Origin of the sequence: Williamsia sp. (assembly GCF_036566845.1) — a bacterium.
Classification (GTDB): Bacteria; Actinomycetota; Actinomycetes; order Mycobacteriales; family Mycobacteriaceae; genus Williamsia.
Window position 1 is genome coordinate 20,764 of record NZ_DATCVM010000155.1, and the last position, 17,695, is coordinate 38,458.

At 67.0% G+C, this 17,695-nt stretch carries 14 protein-coding genes; 6 read left to right on the forward strand and 8 right to left on the reverse strand.

The window, feature by feature from the left end; all coding sequences use genetic code 11:
* Positions 1-70 precede the first annotated feature (70 nt).
* Positions 71-1,564, forward strand: a complete 1,494-nt coding sequence (locus VIQ49_RS15205) for a stealth family protein (RefSeq protein WP_331886054.1) — start codon at positions 71-73, stop codon at positions 1,562-1,564.
* A gap of 31 nt (positions 1,565-1,595) precedes the next feature.
* Here the strand turns inward: VIQ49_RS15205 and VIQ49_RS15210 are convergent, their stop codons facing one another.
* A complete protein-coding gene (locus VIQ49_RS15210; RefSeq protein WP_331886056.1) occupies positions 1,596-2,507 on the reverse strand; it encodes a phosphodiesterase in 912 nt (303 codons plus the stop codon).
* A gap of 201 nt (positions 2,508-2,708) precedes the next feature.
* On the opposite strand from VIQ49_RS15210, the gene VIQ49_RS15215 reads away from it, so the two are divergent.
* Entirely contained in the window at positions 2,709-3,173 is a 465-nt protein-coding gene (locus VIQ49_RS15215; RefSeq protein WP_331886030.1) for an NUDIX hydrolase, read from the forward strand.
* A gap of 7 nt (positions 3,174-3,180) precedes the next feature.
* Here VIQ49_RS15215 and VIQ49_RS15220 read toward each other — a convergent pair whose 3' ends face one another.
* Positions 3,181-3,795: a DNA-3-methyladenine glycosylase I gene (locus tag VIQ49_RS15220; RefSeq protein WP_331886032.1), complete on the reverse strand. Its 615-nt coding sequence runs from the start codon at positions 3,793-3,795 to the stop codon at positions 3,181-3,183.
* A gap of 8 nt (positions 3,796-3,803) precedes the next feature.
* Positions 3,804-7,385: a murein biosynthesis integral membrane protein MurJ gene (gene murJ, locus VIQ49_RS15225; protein ID WP_331886034.1), complete on the reverse strand. Its 3,582-nt coding sequence runs from the start codon at positions 7,383-7,385 to the stop codon at positions 3,804-3,806.
* Here murJ and VIQ49_RS15230 point away from each other — a divergent pair.
* Positions 7,366-7,689, forward strand: coding sequence for a hypothetical protein (locus VIQ49_RS15230; protein WP_331886036.1), 324 nt, complete (start codon positions 7,366-7,368; stop codon positions 7,687-7,689). The genes murJ and VIQ49_RS15230 overlap by 20 nt on opposite strands.
* Positions 7,690-7,693: 4 nt before the next feature.
* Here VIQ49_RS15230 and VIQ49_RS15235 read toward each other — a convergent pair whose 3' ends face one another.
* Positions 7,694-10,300: a DUF6049 family protein gene (locus VIQ49_RS15235; RefSeq protein ID WP_331886038.1), complete on the reverse strand. Its 2,607-nt coding sequence runs from the start codon at positions 10,298-10,300 to the stop codon at positions 7,694-7,696.
* Between the two features lie 11 nt (positions 10,301-10,311).
* Positions 10,312-11,376, reverse strand: a complete 1,065-nt coding sequence (locus VIQ49_RS15240) for an NUDIX hydrolase (protein ID WP_331886040.1) — start codon at positions 11,374-11,376, stop codon at positions 10,312-10,314.
* 124 nt (positions 11,377-11,500) lie between these two features.
* On the opposite strand from VIQ49_RS15240, the gene VIQ49_RS15245 reads away from it, so the two are divergent.
* Positions 11,501-12,982: a CCA tRNA nucleotidyltransferase gene (locus VIQ49_RS15245; protein WP_331886042.1), complete on the forward strand. Its 1,482-nt coding sequence runs from the start codon at positions 11,501-11,503 to the stop codon at positions 12,980-12,982.
* Between the two features lie 92 nt (positions 12,983-13,074).
* On the opposite strand, the gene VIQ49_RS15250 is transcribed toward VIQ49_RS15245, so the two are convergent.
* Genes VIQ49_RS15250 through VIQ49_RS15260 form a run of 3 tightly spaced genes read right to left on the reverse strand, consistent with a single transcriptional unit; the run spans position 13,075 to position 16,433 of the window.
* Positions 13,075-13,881, reverse strand: a complete 807-nt coding sequence (locus VIQ49_RS15250) for a transglutaminase family protein (protein ID WP_331886044.1) — start codon at positions 13,879-13,881, stop codon at positions 13,075-13,077.
* Between the two features lie 54 nt (positions 13,882-13,935).
* Positions 13,936-14,859: a diacylglycerol kinase gene (locus tag VIQ49_RS15255; RefSeq protein WP_331886046.1), complete on the reverse strand. Its 924-nt coding sequence runs from the start codon at positions 14,857-14,859 to the stop codon at positions 13,936-13,938.
* Positions 14,856-16,433, reverse strand: a complete 1,578-nt coding sequence (locus VIQ49_RS15260) for an FAD-binding oxidoreductase (RefSeq protein ID WP_331886058.1) — start codon at positions 16,431-16,433, stop codon at positions 14,856-14,858. The genes VIQ49_RS15255 and VIQ49_RS15260 overlap by 4 nt, the downstream gene beginning before the upstream one ends.
* A gap of 62 nt (positions 16,434-16,495) precedes the next feature.
* Between VIQ49_RS15260 and VIQ49_RS15265 the strand changes: the two genes are divergently transcribed.
* Both VIQ49_RS15265 and VIQ49_RS15270 read left to right on the forward strand, forming a co-directional pair.
* Positions 16,496-17,134 (forward strand): TetR/AcrR family transcriptional regulator, encoded by a 639-nt coding sequence (locus VIQ49_RS15265; RefSeq protein WP_331886048.1) that lies wholly within the window; start codon positions 16,496-16,498, stop codon positions 17,132-17,134.
* On the forward strand, positions 17,131-17,695 hold a 565-nt coding region (locus VIQ49_RS15270), incomplete at its 3' end, for an FAD-dependent oxidoreductase (protein ID WP_331886050.1). The genes VIQ49_RS15265 and VIQ49_RS15270, both read left to right, overlap by 4 nt.

Consider the following 17,695-nt stretch of genomic DNA (forward strand, 5'->3'; position numbering starts at 1 on the left):
CGCCGTCCCGGAGGCGGTCGTGCCCCAGTCGGCGGTGTCGACGGCCCGCCTGCGGGACCGGCCCGATGTGGTGGGGTTCGAGGGCCGGTACGCGCTGTCGATCTCGTCGACCACTCCGCAGCAGGCCATGGTCGAGGATCTGCTGTTCATCCGCGGAGTGCTCGACGCGGCCGGAATCGGGTACCTCCTGGTTCGCGGCAACGATGAGCGGCCGGTCATCGCGATCGATTGGACCGACCGCGCCGCGTTGAAGGCCGCGCTCGTCGAGGCTTGCAGCAGCGAGCCGTTCTACTCGAAAACCGTTGATGCAAAACGGGGTAAGGCCGTCTTTGTCGGTGACGGGCTCCTGTCACAGTCGTCGAAGGCGAGGATCTTCCGTCTCTATCGGCCTCGGGTCGAGTCCGTCAGCGGCCTGCACTACGGTGCTTCCACCGCCGTGCAGATCGAGCTGTGGTCGTTCACCGATGACGAGATCGTCCTGCCCATCGAGAACTCGTTGACCCGCCGGAACATTCATCCGGAGGAGGCGATTCGCGGCACGGTCGAGCGTTTCGGCCTGACCTGGCCGACGATCGAGAACATGTTTGCGGGGCACGCCTCCGACATCAACTTCGACATCGACATCGTCTTCTCCTGGGTCGACGGATCCTCGGCTGAATTCCAGGCCCAGCGCGCCAAGCGGATGCAGAACTATGTTGTCGGAGAGGGGGATGCGTCCGCGGCGCGTTTCCGGCAGATCGACGAACTGAAGTACGCACTGCGGTCGGTTCACATGTATGCGCCCTGGATCCGCCGGATCTTCGTCGCCACTGATTCACCGCGACCGGCCTGGCTCGCCGACGACGACCGCGTGACCTTCGTCCCCAGCGAGGAGTTCTTCGTCGACACATCGGTTCTGCCGACCCACAATTCGCAGGCGGTCGAAAGCCAGCTGCACCACATCCCCGGACTGTCCGAACACTTCCTCTACTCGAACGACGACATGTTCTTCGGCCGTCCGGTCGGTCCCCAGGCATTCTTCTCACCCGGCGGGGTGAGCATGTTCATCGAGGCGACCACCCGCATCGGCCTCGGATACAGCAACACCGACCGCAGCGGGTTCGAGAACGCGGCCAGGGTCAATCGCAGACTGCTCCAGGATCGGTTCGGCCTCATGACAACTCGGCATCTGGAGCACGCGGCCACGCCGCTCCGCAAGAGCGTCATGCGGGAGATGGAATTGCAGTTCTCCGATGAGTTCGCGTCGACGGCGGCCAGTGTGTTCCGCGCCAGCGACAACATCTCGGTGACGAACTCGCTGTACCACTACTACGCGCTGATGACCGGTCGCGCTGTGGTGCAGAAAGAAGCCAAGGTGAAGTACATCGACACCACGGCGGTTGCCGGACTCAAGGCGATGGAACGGATGCTCCCGCGACGGGACGTGGACTTCTTCTGTCTCAACGACGGAAGTACTCCCGAGGTGGATCTCGAACTGCGCACCCAGACCGTGACGCGATTCCTCGACTCCTACTTTCCCGTTGTCGCGCCGTGGGAGTCGACGGAGCCCACCGCGACCACCTAGTGCCTCGACTCGCGACACCAGGTCCGCGCGTTCACCGCGCCTGCTCGGCCGGACGCCGGCTGACCTCCGGGATCCGGACTCCGGCCTCGGTCAGACGCCGGGCCGACTCCGCAGGTGAGACGTGTTCTCCGACAGTCGTATACGCACCGATGGGAACCACCGAGTGAAGCACGGTGGAGTCGTAGACGTGCACGAGGTTGTACGCCTGTCCCCCGTCGTGACCGCGCATCGCTCCGGCCGGCACGTTGAGGTCCTGGTTGTAACAGGTGGCCGCCGCGACCGACACCGGTATCCCGGCGAACGTCCCGGTGGTCGAATAGTGCAGGTGTCCGGCGATGATCGATCGGACGTCACTGCCCCGCAGCACCTCCGCGAGCCTGTTCTGGTCACGCAGTTCGACGAGGACGGCGAGGTCGAGCACACACGGCACCGGTGGGTGATGCATCGCGAGGATGGTCCCGTGCTCGGCGGGTGTCGCCAAAACACCGGTGAGCCAATCGAGTTGGTCATCGGTGACTTCACCGTGGTGCAGGCCCGGGACGGTGGAATCGAGGGTGATGACGCGTAGTCCGCCGATGTCGTGCACGCTGTCGACGGTCCCGGTGTCCGGTGCCGCGCCGAGCAGTCCCACCCGGAAAGCGGCGCGATCATCGTGATTGCCCATCGCCCAGATGACCACGGCTCCGAGCCGCTCGGCCACGGGTTCGACCATGCGACGCAGGGTCGCGTATGCGCGCGGATCGCCTTTGTCGGCCAGGTCGCCGGTGAACACCAACGCGTCGACCGGATCACCGGAAGCGCTGAGTTCGGCCAGGATCTGGTCCAGCCGCGCGGTTCCGTCCACTCCGCCGTACAGGTCGCCGTCACCATCGATCAGATGTGTGTCGCTGATGTGCACGAGGCACTGCGTCGGCCTGGGATACTCGGCCGTTCGAGCCATCATCACTGACTCGCTTCCGATCTCACTCACGTGCTGCGGTGTTCGGACGAATGCCCGGGCTGACACCGCAGCCAACACACACTAGCCAAGCACACTGAGAAATTCCGTGCACCGACACCCGCGGGACATTTGGTGAACACCTGCGGACGAAACCCGGTCCCCGCTCTGGCAATGTGGTGGTCGCAGGAAGGGAGGGGGCCGGAGATGGATTCGGTACGACGTCGTCGACAGGCCGCGCGCATGATCCTGATCGACGAGATCGGTCGTACCCTGCTGTTCCGTGGGGTCGATCCGCTGAACGCCACCGGCCCGACCTGGTGGTTCACTCCCGGCGGTGGCCGCGAAGGCGCAGAGACCGACGAGGAGACCGCCCGCCGCGAGGTGTTCGAGGAAACCGGACTCCTGATCGAGGTGATGTCCGGCCCGGTACTGCACCGTGAGTTCGACGTCGTGTTCGCCGGTGAACCCATCCATCAGGTGGAGGTCTATTTCGTGGCCTTCGTACCAGCCTTCGAGCCACGGTCGGTGGGCTGGACCGAACTCGAACGGCACACCATCCTCGACCACCGCTGGTGGTCGGCGGCCGACCTCGAGGCCAGCACCGAGCTGATCTACCCGACGAATCTGGCCGAGTTGCTCTGCCGACATGTGGGAGCAGATCAGCGCTGACCGAGCGCTATCCGGTGCCGGGCCAGATGCCGGAACTCCCCCGCCGGTACGACACCAGCAGATGCGTGTCGACGATCCCGACCGCCTCCATCAACGCGTACATCGTTGTCGGTCCGACGAAGCGAAAGCCTTTTGCCCGCAACGCCTTCGACATCGCCACAGATTCCGCGGACGTGGTCGGCACCTCGGCCGTCGACTGCGGGCGGGGCGTCGACTCCGGTCTGAACGACCACAGGAAATCCACCAAACCGCCTTCGGCACGCAGGTTTTGAGTGGCCCGGGCGTTACCGATGGTGGCCTCGATCTTCCCGCGGTGCCGGATGATCCGGGCGTCGGCGAGCAATTCGGCGACCTCGGCGTCCCCGTAAGCGGCCACGGTGTCGACGTCGAAGTCGGCGAAGACCTCCCGGAATGCCGGGCGCTTGCGCAGAATCGTCGCCCACGACAGGCCGGCCTGAAAGCCTTCGAGTGCGAGTCGCTCGAAGTGGGCGTTCTCGCCGGACACCGGCATGCCCCACTCGACGTCGTAGTAGTCGCGCATCAAACCGGGTTCGGCGGCCCACAGGGGCCGGATCAATCCGTCCTCACAGCGGACCGCACCCACCGGGAGATCGTCGGCCATGAAGAGCGCTATCCCGTCATCGAGACTTGGCTGACCGCACCCTGATAGCGCCCGCTGTCGTTGCGCGGCAACGATGTCAGCCAGACGAGGACGTACTTCGCCGGTCCGGCACCGCTGACCGGGATCCGGGTCTCCTGACCCTGCAGCGTGGCCGAGGCGACGAGCTGGGTGCTCTCGAATGTCGTCTGGACCGAGTCGGCCGTGCGGATCTCGAGCTGCATACCCGGCGTCGGCGACCGCACGACCACCTCGGTGATCGTCGCGGTCCGGTCGAGTGTGAACATCAGGCCGAGACCGGGTTTGAGATTGCCGAACTCGGGGCCCCCGCGGTACTCGTCGGTCTGCCACGCCGGCGGCTGCCCGGTGATCACGTTGTTCAGGTTGGTCCGGCTGTCGGGTTCTTGATCTGAGTAGTCGAGCATGGTCACCGCGGTCAGGCCCACCGGCGCCGCCGGAGCTGCGGGCGCGGCCGGACCGGCTTCGCCGGGCTCTCCGGACGCGGCTGCGGAGGTGGAGAAGATCGAGTCGATGTCCGGGGTCTCGTCCTCGCCGCCGAAGGCACTGGTGGCCCAGACGACCAACGCGATGACCAGGAACAGGATGAACAGCCCTGCACCGGCGAGGATCGCCATGGTGCGCACCGATCGCGGCTTCTTGGTGTCGCCGTCGTCATCACCGCCGCCGAGCATTCTCGGCTTCGCGCGCGGCGACGAACTCACCGGTTCGCCATCGGCGCGGACCTGCGCGATGAGGTCGGTCTTCTGGTCGAGGACCGTTGCCTGGTCCAGAACATGCTGAACGGTGGCAGCCGTACGGATCCCGCTGTTGCCCTCCAGGGCGCGGGCGGCGACCGCAGAGATCTCGAACGGGATGTCGGGACGCTGCGCCCGCGGCTCGCGGGGGAGCCCATTGTTGTCGGGCGCGGCCGGCGGCAGACCGCCGACCGGTTCGGTGGACTTGCGACTGGTCGCCAGATCGATACCGGTCTGGGCGTCCAGTGGCCAGCGGGCCAGCAGGAGTGCATAGAGGACGGCGCCGAGACCACGGACGTCGGACGACTTGTCGGAATCGGCGAGGGTACCGGGGAACGCGACGAAGGCATTGCCATCCTGGCTGATCCGGATGCGCTCGGGGTGATCGATGGACAGCGCGCCACCGTTGCGGTGTGCCGACTCGGCGGCGGCCGCCAGTGCGCGGACTGCTCGGGCCGCCCCCACCGGTGACGGGTTCGATTTCGCGACGTCGGCCAGAGACGAGCTGGGGATCCATTCGGCGACAACGATTCCGCCGGACGATCCGCGGACCACGTCAAGGACCCGGGCGATGCCGGGCGAGTTGATCCGGCCGAGGCGGAGTGTGCGTGACAGCACGGCCTGCGGGCCTTCGTCGCGGGGATCGATCCGGACGCCGGGATCCGGTAGCGGTGCCACCTGCTCAGCGTCCACAAACGTCAGCGCCACATCGCGGTCGAGGTTGATGTCACGGGCCTGCCAGAACTGCAGCCCTCGTGCCCCGCCGTGATTCTGTAGCAGCCGATACCTGCCGCCGGCGACGGCAGCTCCGGGAACCAGTCGGGGGCCACGGCGAACCCGCGGACCTGCGGGCCCGGCCGGGCGGGCGGCGGGAGTCTCGGGTGTGGCCTCGGCGGCCGCCCGGGCCGCCGCCAGATTCATCTGCGCGGTCTCGTCGGTACCGGGTGTCCCGGCCGGTGACCGCGGCGAGGTGGGCGCCTCGACCGACTTGTTGTCGGCATCCTGTTTACCCAAAGCACCCACTCCTTTCCTTCGATACCGCAGATCCTGCGGCTGACGGAAGTTGGTTCCGGCAGCGCCTCCGCTTGTGACCGCATAGGCTTGCCAGCTTGATGTACCCCTGTCGAAGCGTCGGATGACCTCGACTTGACCAGAATACGGAACAGACTCCTCGCCGGAGATCCGCGGGAACTGGACCGTCATGGTGGCCGCACCCTCGGTCTCGGGTTCGGGGGCCGGTGCGATGGCCGGGATGAAGCGCCCGAGTAGTCGCCGGACCGCGACCACCACGGCCAGTACGTCGGGCACGCGCAGCAATGTCAGCACGATGTAGATCAGCGAGATGGTGACGATGCCGACCAGGGCCAGGTAGGCGACGGACCCGATCTTGCCGTGGTCGGTGGCCAGCCGGTGCAGGCCGGAGATCTCCGACAGCGCCCAGACCAGTGCACTGCAGCCCACCGAGACCGCGATGGTCCACGACACGGTCCGGCCGACGTTGGTCATCCGCGCGCCATGGAGGCGGCTGCGCAGGAGGTAGTGGCCGACCACGGCACCGACCAGGTAGCCCAGCCCGTTCGACAGGGCGAGCCAGCGGATGACGTAGTCCGGATCGTCGAACAGCACCGGTCCCAGGTACGACGCGGCGACCTTGACCGCGGTGATCCCGATGACCATGTAGGTGGGTGTCCAGGCGTCCTCCCGGGCGTAGAACACACGCAACTGAACGAGTGTCATCGCGTACGGGATCATCGTGAACGCGCCCCAGGTCAGGACGCTGCCCAACTGCGAAGCGGTCTCGGCGTTGAACTTGCCGAAGTTGAAGACGGCCACACCGATGGCGGGGCCGAAGAAGGTCATGAACGCGATCACCGGAACCAGCGAGACCATCGTCAGACGGGTGGCGAGCGAGAGATCGTCGATCACCGCGTGGGTGTCGTCGGCGGCGGCGTTGCGGGACAGTCGAGGCATGATCGCCGTCAGGATCGTCACGCCGAGCACGCCGTACGGCAACTGCAGCAATTGCCACTGTGTGGCGTACACGCTGACGCCTTCCGCGCTCGCCGACGAGGCGATGCGGTAGGTGACGATGAGCCCGACCTGCAGCACGGCGACGTAGAGAACGATGGCCAGGGCCATGTTGCCGAACTTGCGCAGCCGGGCATCCAGACCCCACTGCAACCGCAGTTTCACTCCGCTGCGACGGATCGCCGGCACCAGGATCAGTGTCTGTGCGACGACACCCAGCGTGGTGCCGATACCCAGGACCAGGAGTTTGGCGTCGCCCATCTGAACCGGGTTCAGGGAGATCTCACCGGGTGTCGAGTAGTAGGCGATCAGCGTGGCGATCTGCACGACGTTGTTCAGGACCGGCGCCCAGGCACCCGGTTTGAACAGGCCCTTCATGTTCAGGATCGCGATGAACAGAGCTGACAGGCCATAGAACAGAATGGCCGGCAACAGCATGTAGGCCAGTGCTGTGGCGAGGTCCCGATTGACCTTGCCGTCACCGAGATTCAGGGTCGTGAGCAGCGGGGCGGCGATCACCGCGGTGAGCGTGGCGATCCCGAGGATCACCACCGTGAGGGTGAAGATCCGGTTGATGAACCCGGCTCCCCCGTCCGCGTCCTCACGTTCGGCGCGGACGAGCACCGGGATCACGATCGCGGTGAGGACCGCGCCCAGGACGACCTCGGCCACCATGTTCGGCAACACGTAGGCGGCCTGGAACGACGACGCGACCGCCGCGCCGAGCATGGCCAGCACCAGGACGGTGCGGACGAATCCGGTGATCCGTGAGACGAGGGTGGCGAGCGCGATGGAACCACTGGTCCGCATGACGCTGTCGTCGGACGGCTGGCGCGGCGTACCGGAGACCGGTTCGTCGGGTTTGGGGTCGACCGCGATCGCGGCCGGCGTGGCCCGGTTCACCGGCCCGCGACCGGAGGCCACCTCGCCGGCGGTCGGCCGGGAATCTTGGGTGGGACGCGGCTGGGGCGCGGGACGCGCCTGCGGTGCCGGATGTGCCTGCGGTGCGGCGCGGAACCGGCCCGGAGGACCCGGTGGTGGCCAGGGGCCCGGCCTCGGACCCGGCATGGGACCGGGTGGTGGCCGTCGCCGCGGCGGCGGGGGTGGAGGCTGATCGTTCATCGGTCGGTGTCCCCGTCACGCGGATGCCCGCGCTCGGAACCAGGCCGCTCGGGAGTGGACCGCTCAGAATCAGACCAGGGTCCGATGCCTCCGCTGTGCAGCGCACGACTGTCGGCCATCAAACGCTCGTGTTCGTCGGGTTCGGGCCGATCCAGGTCAGCGGGGTCCGGCTCGCCGCGGAAGCGGTGCCAGAGTCGCCGACCGGCAAGGAGTACGAGCAGTACCCCGGCACAGATCGTGATGATGAAAAGCGGTTGTCCATATGCGTTGGAATGTACTGACAGCTCGATCGGACTGCCCAACGGGACACCGCTGGATGTGACCAATCCGATCTGCACGGTCATCGACTTGGAGAGGTCGGCGCGCGTCGGCAGCTGGAGTTGTCGAGTTCCTTGCGCGGGAATCTCGATGACGCCGAGATTGCCGATCGTCATCCCGGCGGGGGCGGTGATGGCGAGGCGGACGCGCATCGCGACCGGCAGGTCGTTGCGGATGACCAGCAGCAACGGGCTCCGCTCGGAGGCCAGGGTGAAGTGACCTCCGGGACCGAGGATTGAGACGCCGTTGGTGATCCCGGAGATGGTGACCGACACGGCCGAGGTCCGCATCGCACCGGACGCCGAGGCGGCCGGTTGATCCTGAGGCGAGACCGACGCCATCGCACGCAGCAGGTCTTCACGCAGTGGTGCCATGTAGGCCTGCGGAGTGATGGGGACGTCCGAACGCGAGACCATCGATTCCTGGAGGTCCCACGTCTGCGTCGTGCTGGACGAGACAGCGTCGACAGTCTCCAGCGACGGCCCGGTGACCTGTGTGGCGACAGGCGTGATCAATTCGGCCCCGGCCGGTGCGGTCGCGGTGGCGGTGAGATCGGTGCCGATGCTCTCGAGCGGGCGTGGGACGGCCAGATTGGACGCCAGCAGCTGGGTCACCGTGGAGAGCACCGCCCTGGTGTCGTCGGCGGTGGCAGACCAGGTCGGCGGGGGCATGAGGATCTGGCCACGTCCGATGCGTTCGGCGATCGGGTCAGCGGTCATGGTCTGAGTGGAACCGCTGTTGCCCGCCGCCAGCGTGGACGGCGACAGTGCGGAGAACATCATTGCGCCGAGCGCCGTCTGCCGCCGGCCGGCGTTGCTGCCCCGCAACCAGCCGGCGCGCTGGTCGGTGGGTGTGACCTGCGACGACCTCGGGTCGGTGCCCATCGCGGCCAGCGCACTGGCCAGGGCGGGATCGAAGGTCTGGACGGCGAGGTCGTTGCCGAGCGGGTACTCGCCGTTCGTGGATGTCGGCGTCATGGTCGAGACCGCGGACGCCGAGACGATGGTGCCAACAGATCCGGTGTCCCGGACCACGTCGGCGGCCTTGTCGTCGAGGACACCGGACGTGGCGATGGTCAGACCGCGCACGCTCTTCACCTTGAGGATGGTGTCGACGATGTCGGCGGGGGCGGCCAGCGCGGCTTCGGAGAGTCCGGGATCGCTCACGCGCACGAGTCCGGCGATGTCCACGTGGGCGAACGGGGTCGCGACCACACACATCGTCGAAGCCAGTGTCTGCAACCGGGTCAGCCAGTTCTCGGCCACGGCCGTTCCGGTGCCCTCGACCGCGGGCCCGGTCGGATTTCTGGGGGCGACACTGACCAGGTACGGACCGGTCATCGCCTGCACACTGACCAGCAGGTCGGGATCGATGGCGAGGCAGATGCTCTGGGTCAGTGGCGTGTTGCCGTCCTGCGCGTGCGTCTGCTCCATCGCCGTCAGCAGGGTGTCGAGGCGCCCACCCGGCTCCAGGGATTGCCGCAAGCCGTTGTCCATCAAGCGGACCGTCTCGTCGCCGCCGCCGGTCACACCGGGCGCGAGCGAGGCGGGTGCGGCGATCGGCCACAGCAGGGTCAGGCCGACCGGCTGGGACACGTCCGGCGGGACCGATCCGTCCGGTGCCACCGGTATCGCCTCGGGCAGGGCGGATTGGAGGTCGGTGGAACCCTCCGTCTGGGCGCGCAGGTCGTTCTCGGGCAGACCCATGACCGGGAGCAGAGTGCGGGCGTCGTCGAGACGGGCGGCATTGCCGTATTCGGGCGTGCCGTTGACGTTGATCAGGATGGGATAGACCCCGGGTGTGTCGATGTCCAGGCCCGGCGCATCGGAATTGTCCGCCGACAAGGCGATCCGCAAGGTGAAGGGCACAGATGCCCCGGGTGCGAGCTGTTCGGTCACGTCGACGAAGTCGCCGACGATCTCGAAGCTGTTCGGATCCGCCGACAAGGAGTCGCCGAGTCCGGCGCTGGAGGTGATCACGTCACCGCGCTGCAGGCGCATGGCGATGTTGCGGACCGGTCTGTCACCGATGTTCTCGAGGGTGCCGTGTGCGGTGACGGTGCCGCTGCTGGTGGTCGACACCGTCGACGGATCGATCGAGTCGAGGGAGATCCGCAGGAACTGGTCGGCTGTCGACCCGGCGTCGCCGGGGGCCGCGGTGGCGGCCGGGGCCAACGGGATCGCGAGCATGAGGACGGCGCCGAGGACGATCAGCAGCCGCCGGACAGCCGAGAGCCGCGGGACAGCCGGGTACCGCCGCAGGCGGCCGATACCCGGAGCCCGCATCGAACCGCCCTTCACGTGGCTTCTGATGGGCCGGAGTCACCGGTGGGGCTGTTCGCGGCCGCTCCCCCACTTTTACCTGCAGGACCCTCGCCTCCGCGACCCGAACCGCGTCTGCCGCGTCGTCTGCGGCGGCGGGCTTTCGGGGTGGGAGCCGGCGGTTCGTTGCGTTTCTGGTTGCGCGCGGCGGCGGCCTTCTCGTAGGCGTTGGGTTCTGTGCGTGCGCCCAATGCCTCCGATTCGGCCATCCGATCGGGATCGGCGGTGAGTTCGGCGATGACGTCGTCGGCGATCCGGGCAAGACGGCGCTCATCGGAATATGTCAGTCGTCTGGGCAGATCGGCCAGTGGCACCCAGGCGACCTCGGCGACCTCATAATCGGCGTCCGAGAGCTCTCCCCCGGTGAACCGCATCAAATAGTGGTGCACCGTTTTGTGGATGCGTTTGCCCTCACTGACAAACCAGTAGTCGATCTTGCCCAGGGGTGCGACGACGTTGCCCTTGATGCCGGTTTCCTCGGCGACCTCGCGGATGGCGGTCTGCTCGGCGGTCTCACCGGTCTCGATATGACCTTTCGGCAGCGACCACATCATGCGACCGCGGCGGTCCACCCGGCCGATCAGCGCGGCGCACCGCTCGTCGCCGGGACCGTCGAGTCCCGACACCATCAAGCCACCGGCGGAGGTTTCCCGGACGGTTCGCAATCGCTGCTTCGCAAGATTCGCCGGAACCTTGGCGGGCATCCTGGTTTTGCCGACGTCGGATGGCTTGACCTGCGCGGTCCGCCCCTCGGCGGCCTTGGTACCGGCGACACCACCCGATTCGCTGCGGGCGGCATCGACCGAGTTGTCGGCGGGCCGTGACGGCTTGCGCCGACGGCCGCGGCGGGCGCGGCGAGACGATCCGCCGGTGGAAGATTTGTCGGCCGCGGGGGCCTCGTTCGTCGCCGGCGACTCACCGGCCGGCGCGGGTGGCCTGGGATCGGTGGTCTGACCTGCGCCGCCCCCGCGGCGATTGCCGCGCCGACGCCGAGGACGCCGGGTGACGTCCCTATTCGGCTCTGTGGGTTCGGCTGACACCCAATAGATGCTAGTCGTCGGTAACCGGCTGTTTCCGCCAGCGTGGCCGATCAGGCACCGAACACACACCTTGTGATGGCCCATCAAGTCCTGGACCGGCCGTGCTCGACTAGTCTGGCCACTCGTGACAACTCCCCCGCCTGCCGCTGATTCCCCTGCCCCCGATTCCGCGGGTACGGCGCAGCGACGCACGCGGCTGCTGGCCGCCGCCGCGGTGAGTCTGCGGGAACTCTCCGACGTGATCAATCCGCTCGGCGCGAAGTTCGCCGCCGCCGGCTTCGGGCTCTATCTGGTCGGAGGCTCCGTTCGTGACGCCGTGCTCGGCCGCCTGACCAACGACCTCGATTTCACCACCGATGCCCGCCCGCAGGACGTTCAGGAACTGCTACGGGGCTGGGCCGAGGCGATCTGGGACACCGGCATCGACTTCGGCACCATCAGTGCGGTCAAGTCGGGTCACCAGATCGAGATCACCACGTTCCGGGCCGACAGCTACGACCGGGTCGGCCGGAATCCGGAGGTGCGCTTCGGCGAGTCGCTCGAAGACGATCTGATCCGCCGCGACTTCTCCATGAACGCGATGGCCGTGAGGATCGGCGCCGACGGCGGGCAGGAGTTCGTCGATCCGCTCGGTGGACTCGAGGCGTTGCTCGCGGGGGTCATCGACACCCCGGCCGCCCCTGAGGACTCGTTCAACGACGATCCGCTCCGCATGTTGCGCGGTGTGCGGTTCGTGTCGCAGCTCGGCTTCTCACTCAGTCCCCGCGTGTTCGAGGCCACCGTGGCGATGGCAGAACAGATCGACCGGATCACCGTCGAACGCGTCGCCGTCGAACTCGACAAACTCATCCTCGGTGAGCACGCGGTCGAGGGCATCGACATGCTGTGCGAGACGGGCCTGGCGCAGCGGGTGATCCCGGAGATCCCGGCCATGAAGCTCGCGATCGACGAACACCATCAGCACAAGGACGTCTACACCCACTCGTTGACGGTGTTGCGGCAGGCGATGGACCTCGAGGACGGTGACCCCGACCTGGTGTTGCGGTGGGCGGCCATCCTCCACGACATCGGCAAACCCGACACCCGTCGACACGAAGCGAATGGCGGCGTCAGCTTCCACCACCATGAGGTGGTCGGCGCGAAGATGGTCCGCAGGCGCTTGCGCGCATTGAAGTACCCGAAGGCCGTGATCGAGGACATCGCGCAACTGGTGTTCCTGCATCTGCGTTTCCACGGGTACGGCGACAACCAGTGGACCGATTCCGCGGTCCGCCGGTACGTCAACGACGCCGGCGATCTACTCCCCCGCCTCCACAAACTGGTCCGCGCCGACTGCACCACCCGCAACAAACGCCGGGCCCGTCGACTGCAGCAGAACTACGACAACCTCGAAGAGCGGATCGCCCGGATCGCACAGAACGAGGATCTGGCCCGCGTCCGCCCCGATCTCGACGGCAACGCCATCATGGAATTGCTCGGTCTCCCACCGGGACCCAAGGTCGGCGAGGCCTGGCGCCATCTCAAGGAACTCCGGCTCGATCGCGGCCCGATGTCGCATGACGACGCCGTGGCGGCGTTGCGCGAGTGGTGGGATCAGCAGGGCTGACAGCTATTCCCCCACCCGTTCTCGCACGGCCCACCGGATACTGCGGGCGGACGGTGCGAAATCGGGTGGACGGGCGCCGGCGAGGCCGCAGGTCAGGTGATCGAGACCAGGTCCGCCAGGTCGTCGGACGGCAGTTGGCCGTCGACCACCGCGGTGACGGTTGCGCTGTTCAAAATGATTGCGCCGCCGTGGTTGTCGAGGAATGCGGTATCTGCGGCGTCGCGGCCGGTCGAGATGCGGACGAGGGTCTGCCGGGGTGCCAGACAGGTCGCGTCGACCACGCGCCACTGGTCGTCGACCACGGCTTCGGCAACGGCGTGGAAGTCCATCGGGTCGCATCCGGGCGCGTAGACCGCGACGAGTCGGGCCGGCACGTTGAGCGCTCGAAGGACCGCGACCACGAGATGCGCGTAGTCCCGGCAGACACCGGCCCCGGCGAGCAGGGTGTCGGAGGCGCCGTCGGTCGGACCACTGGCCCCGGGCGTGTAGTCGAGGTGGCTGCCGACCCAGGCCGCAACCGATTCGAGGAGCTCCGCCGGGTTGGCAGACGTGTCGAATTGCTTTGCCGCCCAGCCGAAGAACTTGTCCGCCTCGGCATAGCGACTGGGACGCAGATACAGCGATCGGTCGTATTCGGTGACCATTGCCGGTGCCGTGTTGCCGACGACGGTGGCCTGGTATTCGACTGTCAGCTTGCCGACACCGGCGTGCAAGAGATGGATCCGGTTGCCCTCGGCGGCGCTGATCTCCTTGGCGTTCACCGGTTGTCCGTCGAGCACAAATGACAGGGTCTCGGTCACCTGCGCACCCGGATGCGGTGCGACGGCGATCTGGAACTCGAGATCTGTCTCGTCGGTGATCTCGACATCGAGATGGGCTGATATATCGCGCTTGTGCACGCTTGCTCCTGAATTGCTCAGTGGGAAATCTCATGAGCCGGACAGGAGATGGTCTCACTCGCCCCCCAGCGCTGCCGACGCCAGGAACGATACCGCACCCGGCCGGACTTCGATGACCGCCGGCAATTCGCCGATCCGATCGCCATCCGCGTAGATCGGGGTGGTCCTCGAACTGCGCAGTTCGATGCGCCGGCCGCGGAGCTGTTCGACTTCCTTCCGATGAATGTGCTTGCCGCTGTATATGGTTGGGAACATCCCCATCAATTTCAATCGTGAACCGTGGTGCACCAGGATGACATCGAGGTGACCGTCATCGATCAATGCTGCCGGAGTGATCTGCATCCCACCGCCGTAGGATGCGGTGTTCCCCACGGAGGCCAGCACCAGATCGCGCTCCATGTGTTGGCCGTCCACGCTGATCTCGTAGGGGAACGGTTTCATCCGGGCAAGCTCGATCACCGCCGCAATCGGGTACCGCAGTTGACCTTTCGGCCACGGCAGCGTGTTGGCACGTTCGGTGACGAGGGCGTCGAGGCCGGTCGCGGCCACGGTGCCGAACGCGTGGATGCTGCCATCGGCGAGCGTGATGGTGGCGGTGTCGCAGAGGCGGCGGGCGCCCCCGGCGATGATGGCAGCGGCGGCAGGATGATCGTCGATGGGTATGCCGAGTGCCCGTGCGGTGTCGTTGCCGGTGCCCGCGGGCATCAGCCCGATGGGCAGTGCGTCGACACCCGCCTCGTAGACGGCCTGCAACGCCAGGCGAATCGTGCCGTCACCGCCGACCACCACCACGGCGTCGTGATCGGAGGTCTGCGCCGTGCGAGCGAGTTCAAGAGCTTCATCGGCACTCGCACCGAGCAGCGGGGTGACCTCCAGTCCGGCAGCGGTCAGCGCCTCGACCGCGGCGTCGGACGCCTCGCCGGCCAGACCATGACGTGCGGACGGATTGATGAGCGCGGCAACCCGCTGGATGGTCATGGAATGAGTTTGCCCGGATTGAGGATGCCGGTGGGATCAAGTGCGGATTTCACCGCGCGCAACACCTGGGAGCCGACGTCCCCGATCTCGGCGGACAACCACGGCCGATGATCAGATCCCACCGCGTGATGATGGGTGATCGTGCCGCCGGAGTCGACAATCGCTTGGCTCACAGTGGCTTTCACCGCCGACCACTCGGCGATCGGGTCGTCGCCGCAGCGGTAGACAACCGTAAGATACAGGGAAGCTCCGGTGGGGTAGGTGTGCGAGATGTGGCAGAGGACCAGCGCGGGGGAGCCGGATCGACCGATGGCCTCGGTGAGTGCGGCGGTGACCGCGACCTTGAGAGCGGTCAGGTTCGACCAGGTGGTGGCGGTCTCCAGGGTCTCGCACCCAACACCGATGGCCAGCAACGCATCCCGTAGGTAAGGGGCGTTGAAGCGCCCGTGCTCCCAGGCCTGTGCACCGGCGTCGCCGAGCGATGTCCCACCGGCCTCGGCCATCAGCGTTCCGGTCAGCTCTTTGCGCGCCCGGGCCACCGCTTCGGTGCCCTCGAACGTGGTGATCGCCAGGCATCCGCCGGAGGTGGTCTCGGTGTCGGCACCGATCTTGTCCGGGCTGGTCAGGTTCACACCGGTTTCGGCCTCGTCGGACAGGCGCATCACCGTCGGCCCACCACCGGTTTGTGCCACCGCGCGCAAAGCCGCTGCGCCGGAGTCGAAGTCGGGGAAATGCCAGGCGTCGTACAGTGTCACCGGAGCGATCCGGTGCACCCGCAACGACACGGAGGTGATCACGCCGAGGGTGCCCTCGGAACCGAGAAAGAGTTGCCGTAGGTCGGGGCCGGCCGCGGTCTTCGGGGCGCCGCCCAGGTCGAGAATCCCGGTGGGCGTGACCACTCGAAGTCCGGTGACCATGTCGTCGAATCGTCCGTACCCGGCGGATGCCTGCCCTGACGACCGGGTGGCCGCGAATCCGCCGATGGTGGCGAACTGGAAGCTCTGTGGAAAGTGTCCGAGCGAGAACCCGTGGGCGGACAGGAGTTCTTCGGCCTGCGGACCGGTGACCCCGGCGCCGAGCACCGCTTCGCCGGAGACGGTGTCGATCGACGCGAGCTGATCGAATCGTCGCAGGTCGAGGGTGATCACGGCCCGCATCGCGCCGGCTTCTGGATCGACTCCGCCGACCACACTGGTGCCGCCGCCGAACGGCACCACCGCGACGCGGGAGTCGGCACACCATCGAAGGAGTTCGGAGATCTCCTCTTCGGTCGCGGGTTCGACCACACAATCCGGTGCGTCCTGAGTGCGGGTCTTGCGGCGCAGGAGGTCGAGTGTGGACTTTCCGCCGGACCGTGTCAGGCGATCACCGTCGGTGCTCGACACTGCGGCGACGATCCCGCGGAGCTCCTCGAGGTCGGTGTCGGTGAGCCGGACGGGGGAGAGTTCCACCTCGGTGGCGGCCGGAGCCGCGACCGCGTCGCCGGAGACACCGAGAACCTGCGAGAGCAGCGCCCTGATCGGTTCCGACAGCTCGGTGGCTGCCTCGGGTGAGCCCCATCCGTCCCAGCGCATCGGTGGAAGTGGCAATGAATGTTGTGGAGATCCGACCGTCATGAGTTACAGTTTTACATAATATGTCAACCAGTAACGAAGAATCGGTCAGCATTGTGAATGCCGAGGTCGGCGAGCCGGACCCGGTGTCCTCTGCGATGGGCGGCAACATCACCGATCGAGTCCTCGACGCCACACGCGCCGCGTTGATCCGTGCCGAAGGCCGCAAGATCACCCTGGCCGAGGTGGCCCGCGAGGCCGGTGTCAGCCGGCCGACGGTCTACCGGCGCTGGCCGGACGTCCGGACTCTGACCGCCGACCTCGTCACCCGGGAACTGATCGGCACGATCGCCGACATCCCGGCTCGGGGTCCGACACTGGACGACAAGGTTGATCGACTCGTCGCGGTTGCCGAAGCGCTCCGCGGCAACAGGCTCCTCGACATACTGTGGCGCGACCCGTCGAGCGCCCTGGCGCCGTACGTTTTCGTTCGACTCGGCCGCAGCCAGCAAGCCGCCCTGACGATTCTGCGACGGGCCGTGACCGACGGGCAGCATCGGGGCGACGTCCGTGAGGGACCACCGGATCAGCTGGCGGCGATGGTGTTGCTGATCTGCCAGTCGGCGATCCAGTCCCACGCGATCGTGGAGCCGATTCTGGCCGATCAGTGGTCGGTGGAGTTGCGGCACGCGGTGCACTCGTACCTGCGGGTGCAGCCATGACCGCCGAGCAGCTGCCGGCCGGAGCGCTCAGCCCCGCGTCGCGTCTCATCGGTCTGGATGAATTGCGTTCGCGCACAGAACCGTTGGATGTTCTGGTGATCGGTGGGGGAGTGACCGGCGCCGGCGTCGCGCTCGATGCCGCGAGCCGGGGTCTGTCGGTGGCGCTGGTAGAGACCCACGACCTGGCGTTCGGCACGAGTCGGTGGAGCAGCAAGCTGGTCCACGGTGGTCTTCGATATCTGGCGAGTCTCGATGTGGGGATCGCCAGGGAGTCGGCCGTGGAACGTCACCGGATCATGACGGTGATCGCGCCGCATCTGGTTCATGCACTGCCGCAGGTGATCCCGGTCTTCCAGGACAGTTCGATGAAGTCCTCTATCGCGGCGCGGCTGGGCATGATGGCCGGTGATGTGTTGCGGTACAACGCCAAGACGCCGTCTGAGGTTCTGGCGCGGTCGCGGCGGGTGTCGGCGTCAGAAGCCGAGTCGCTGTGTCCGGGCATCAGGACAGACGGGTTGCGGGGTGCGGTGGTCGCTCATGACGGGCAGCTCATCGACGACG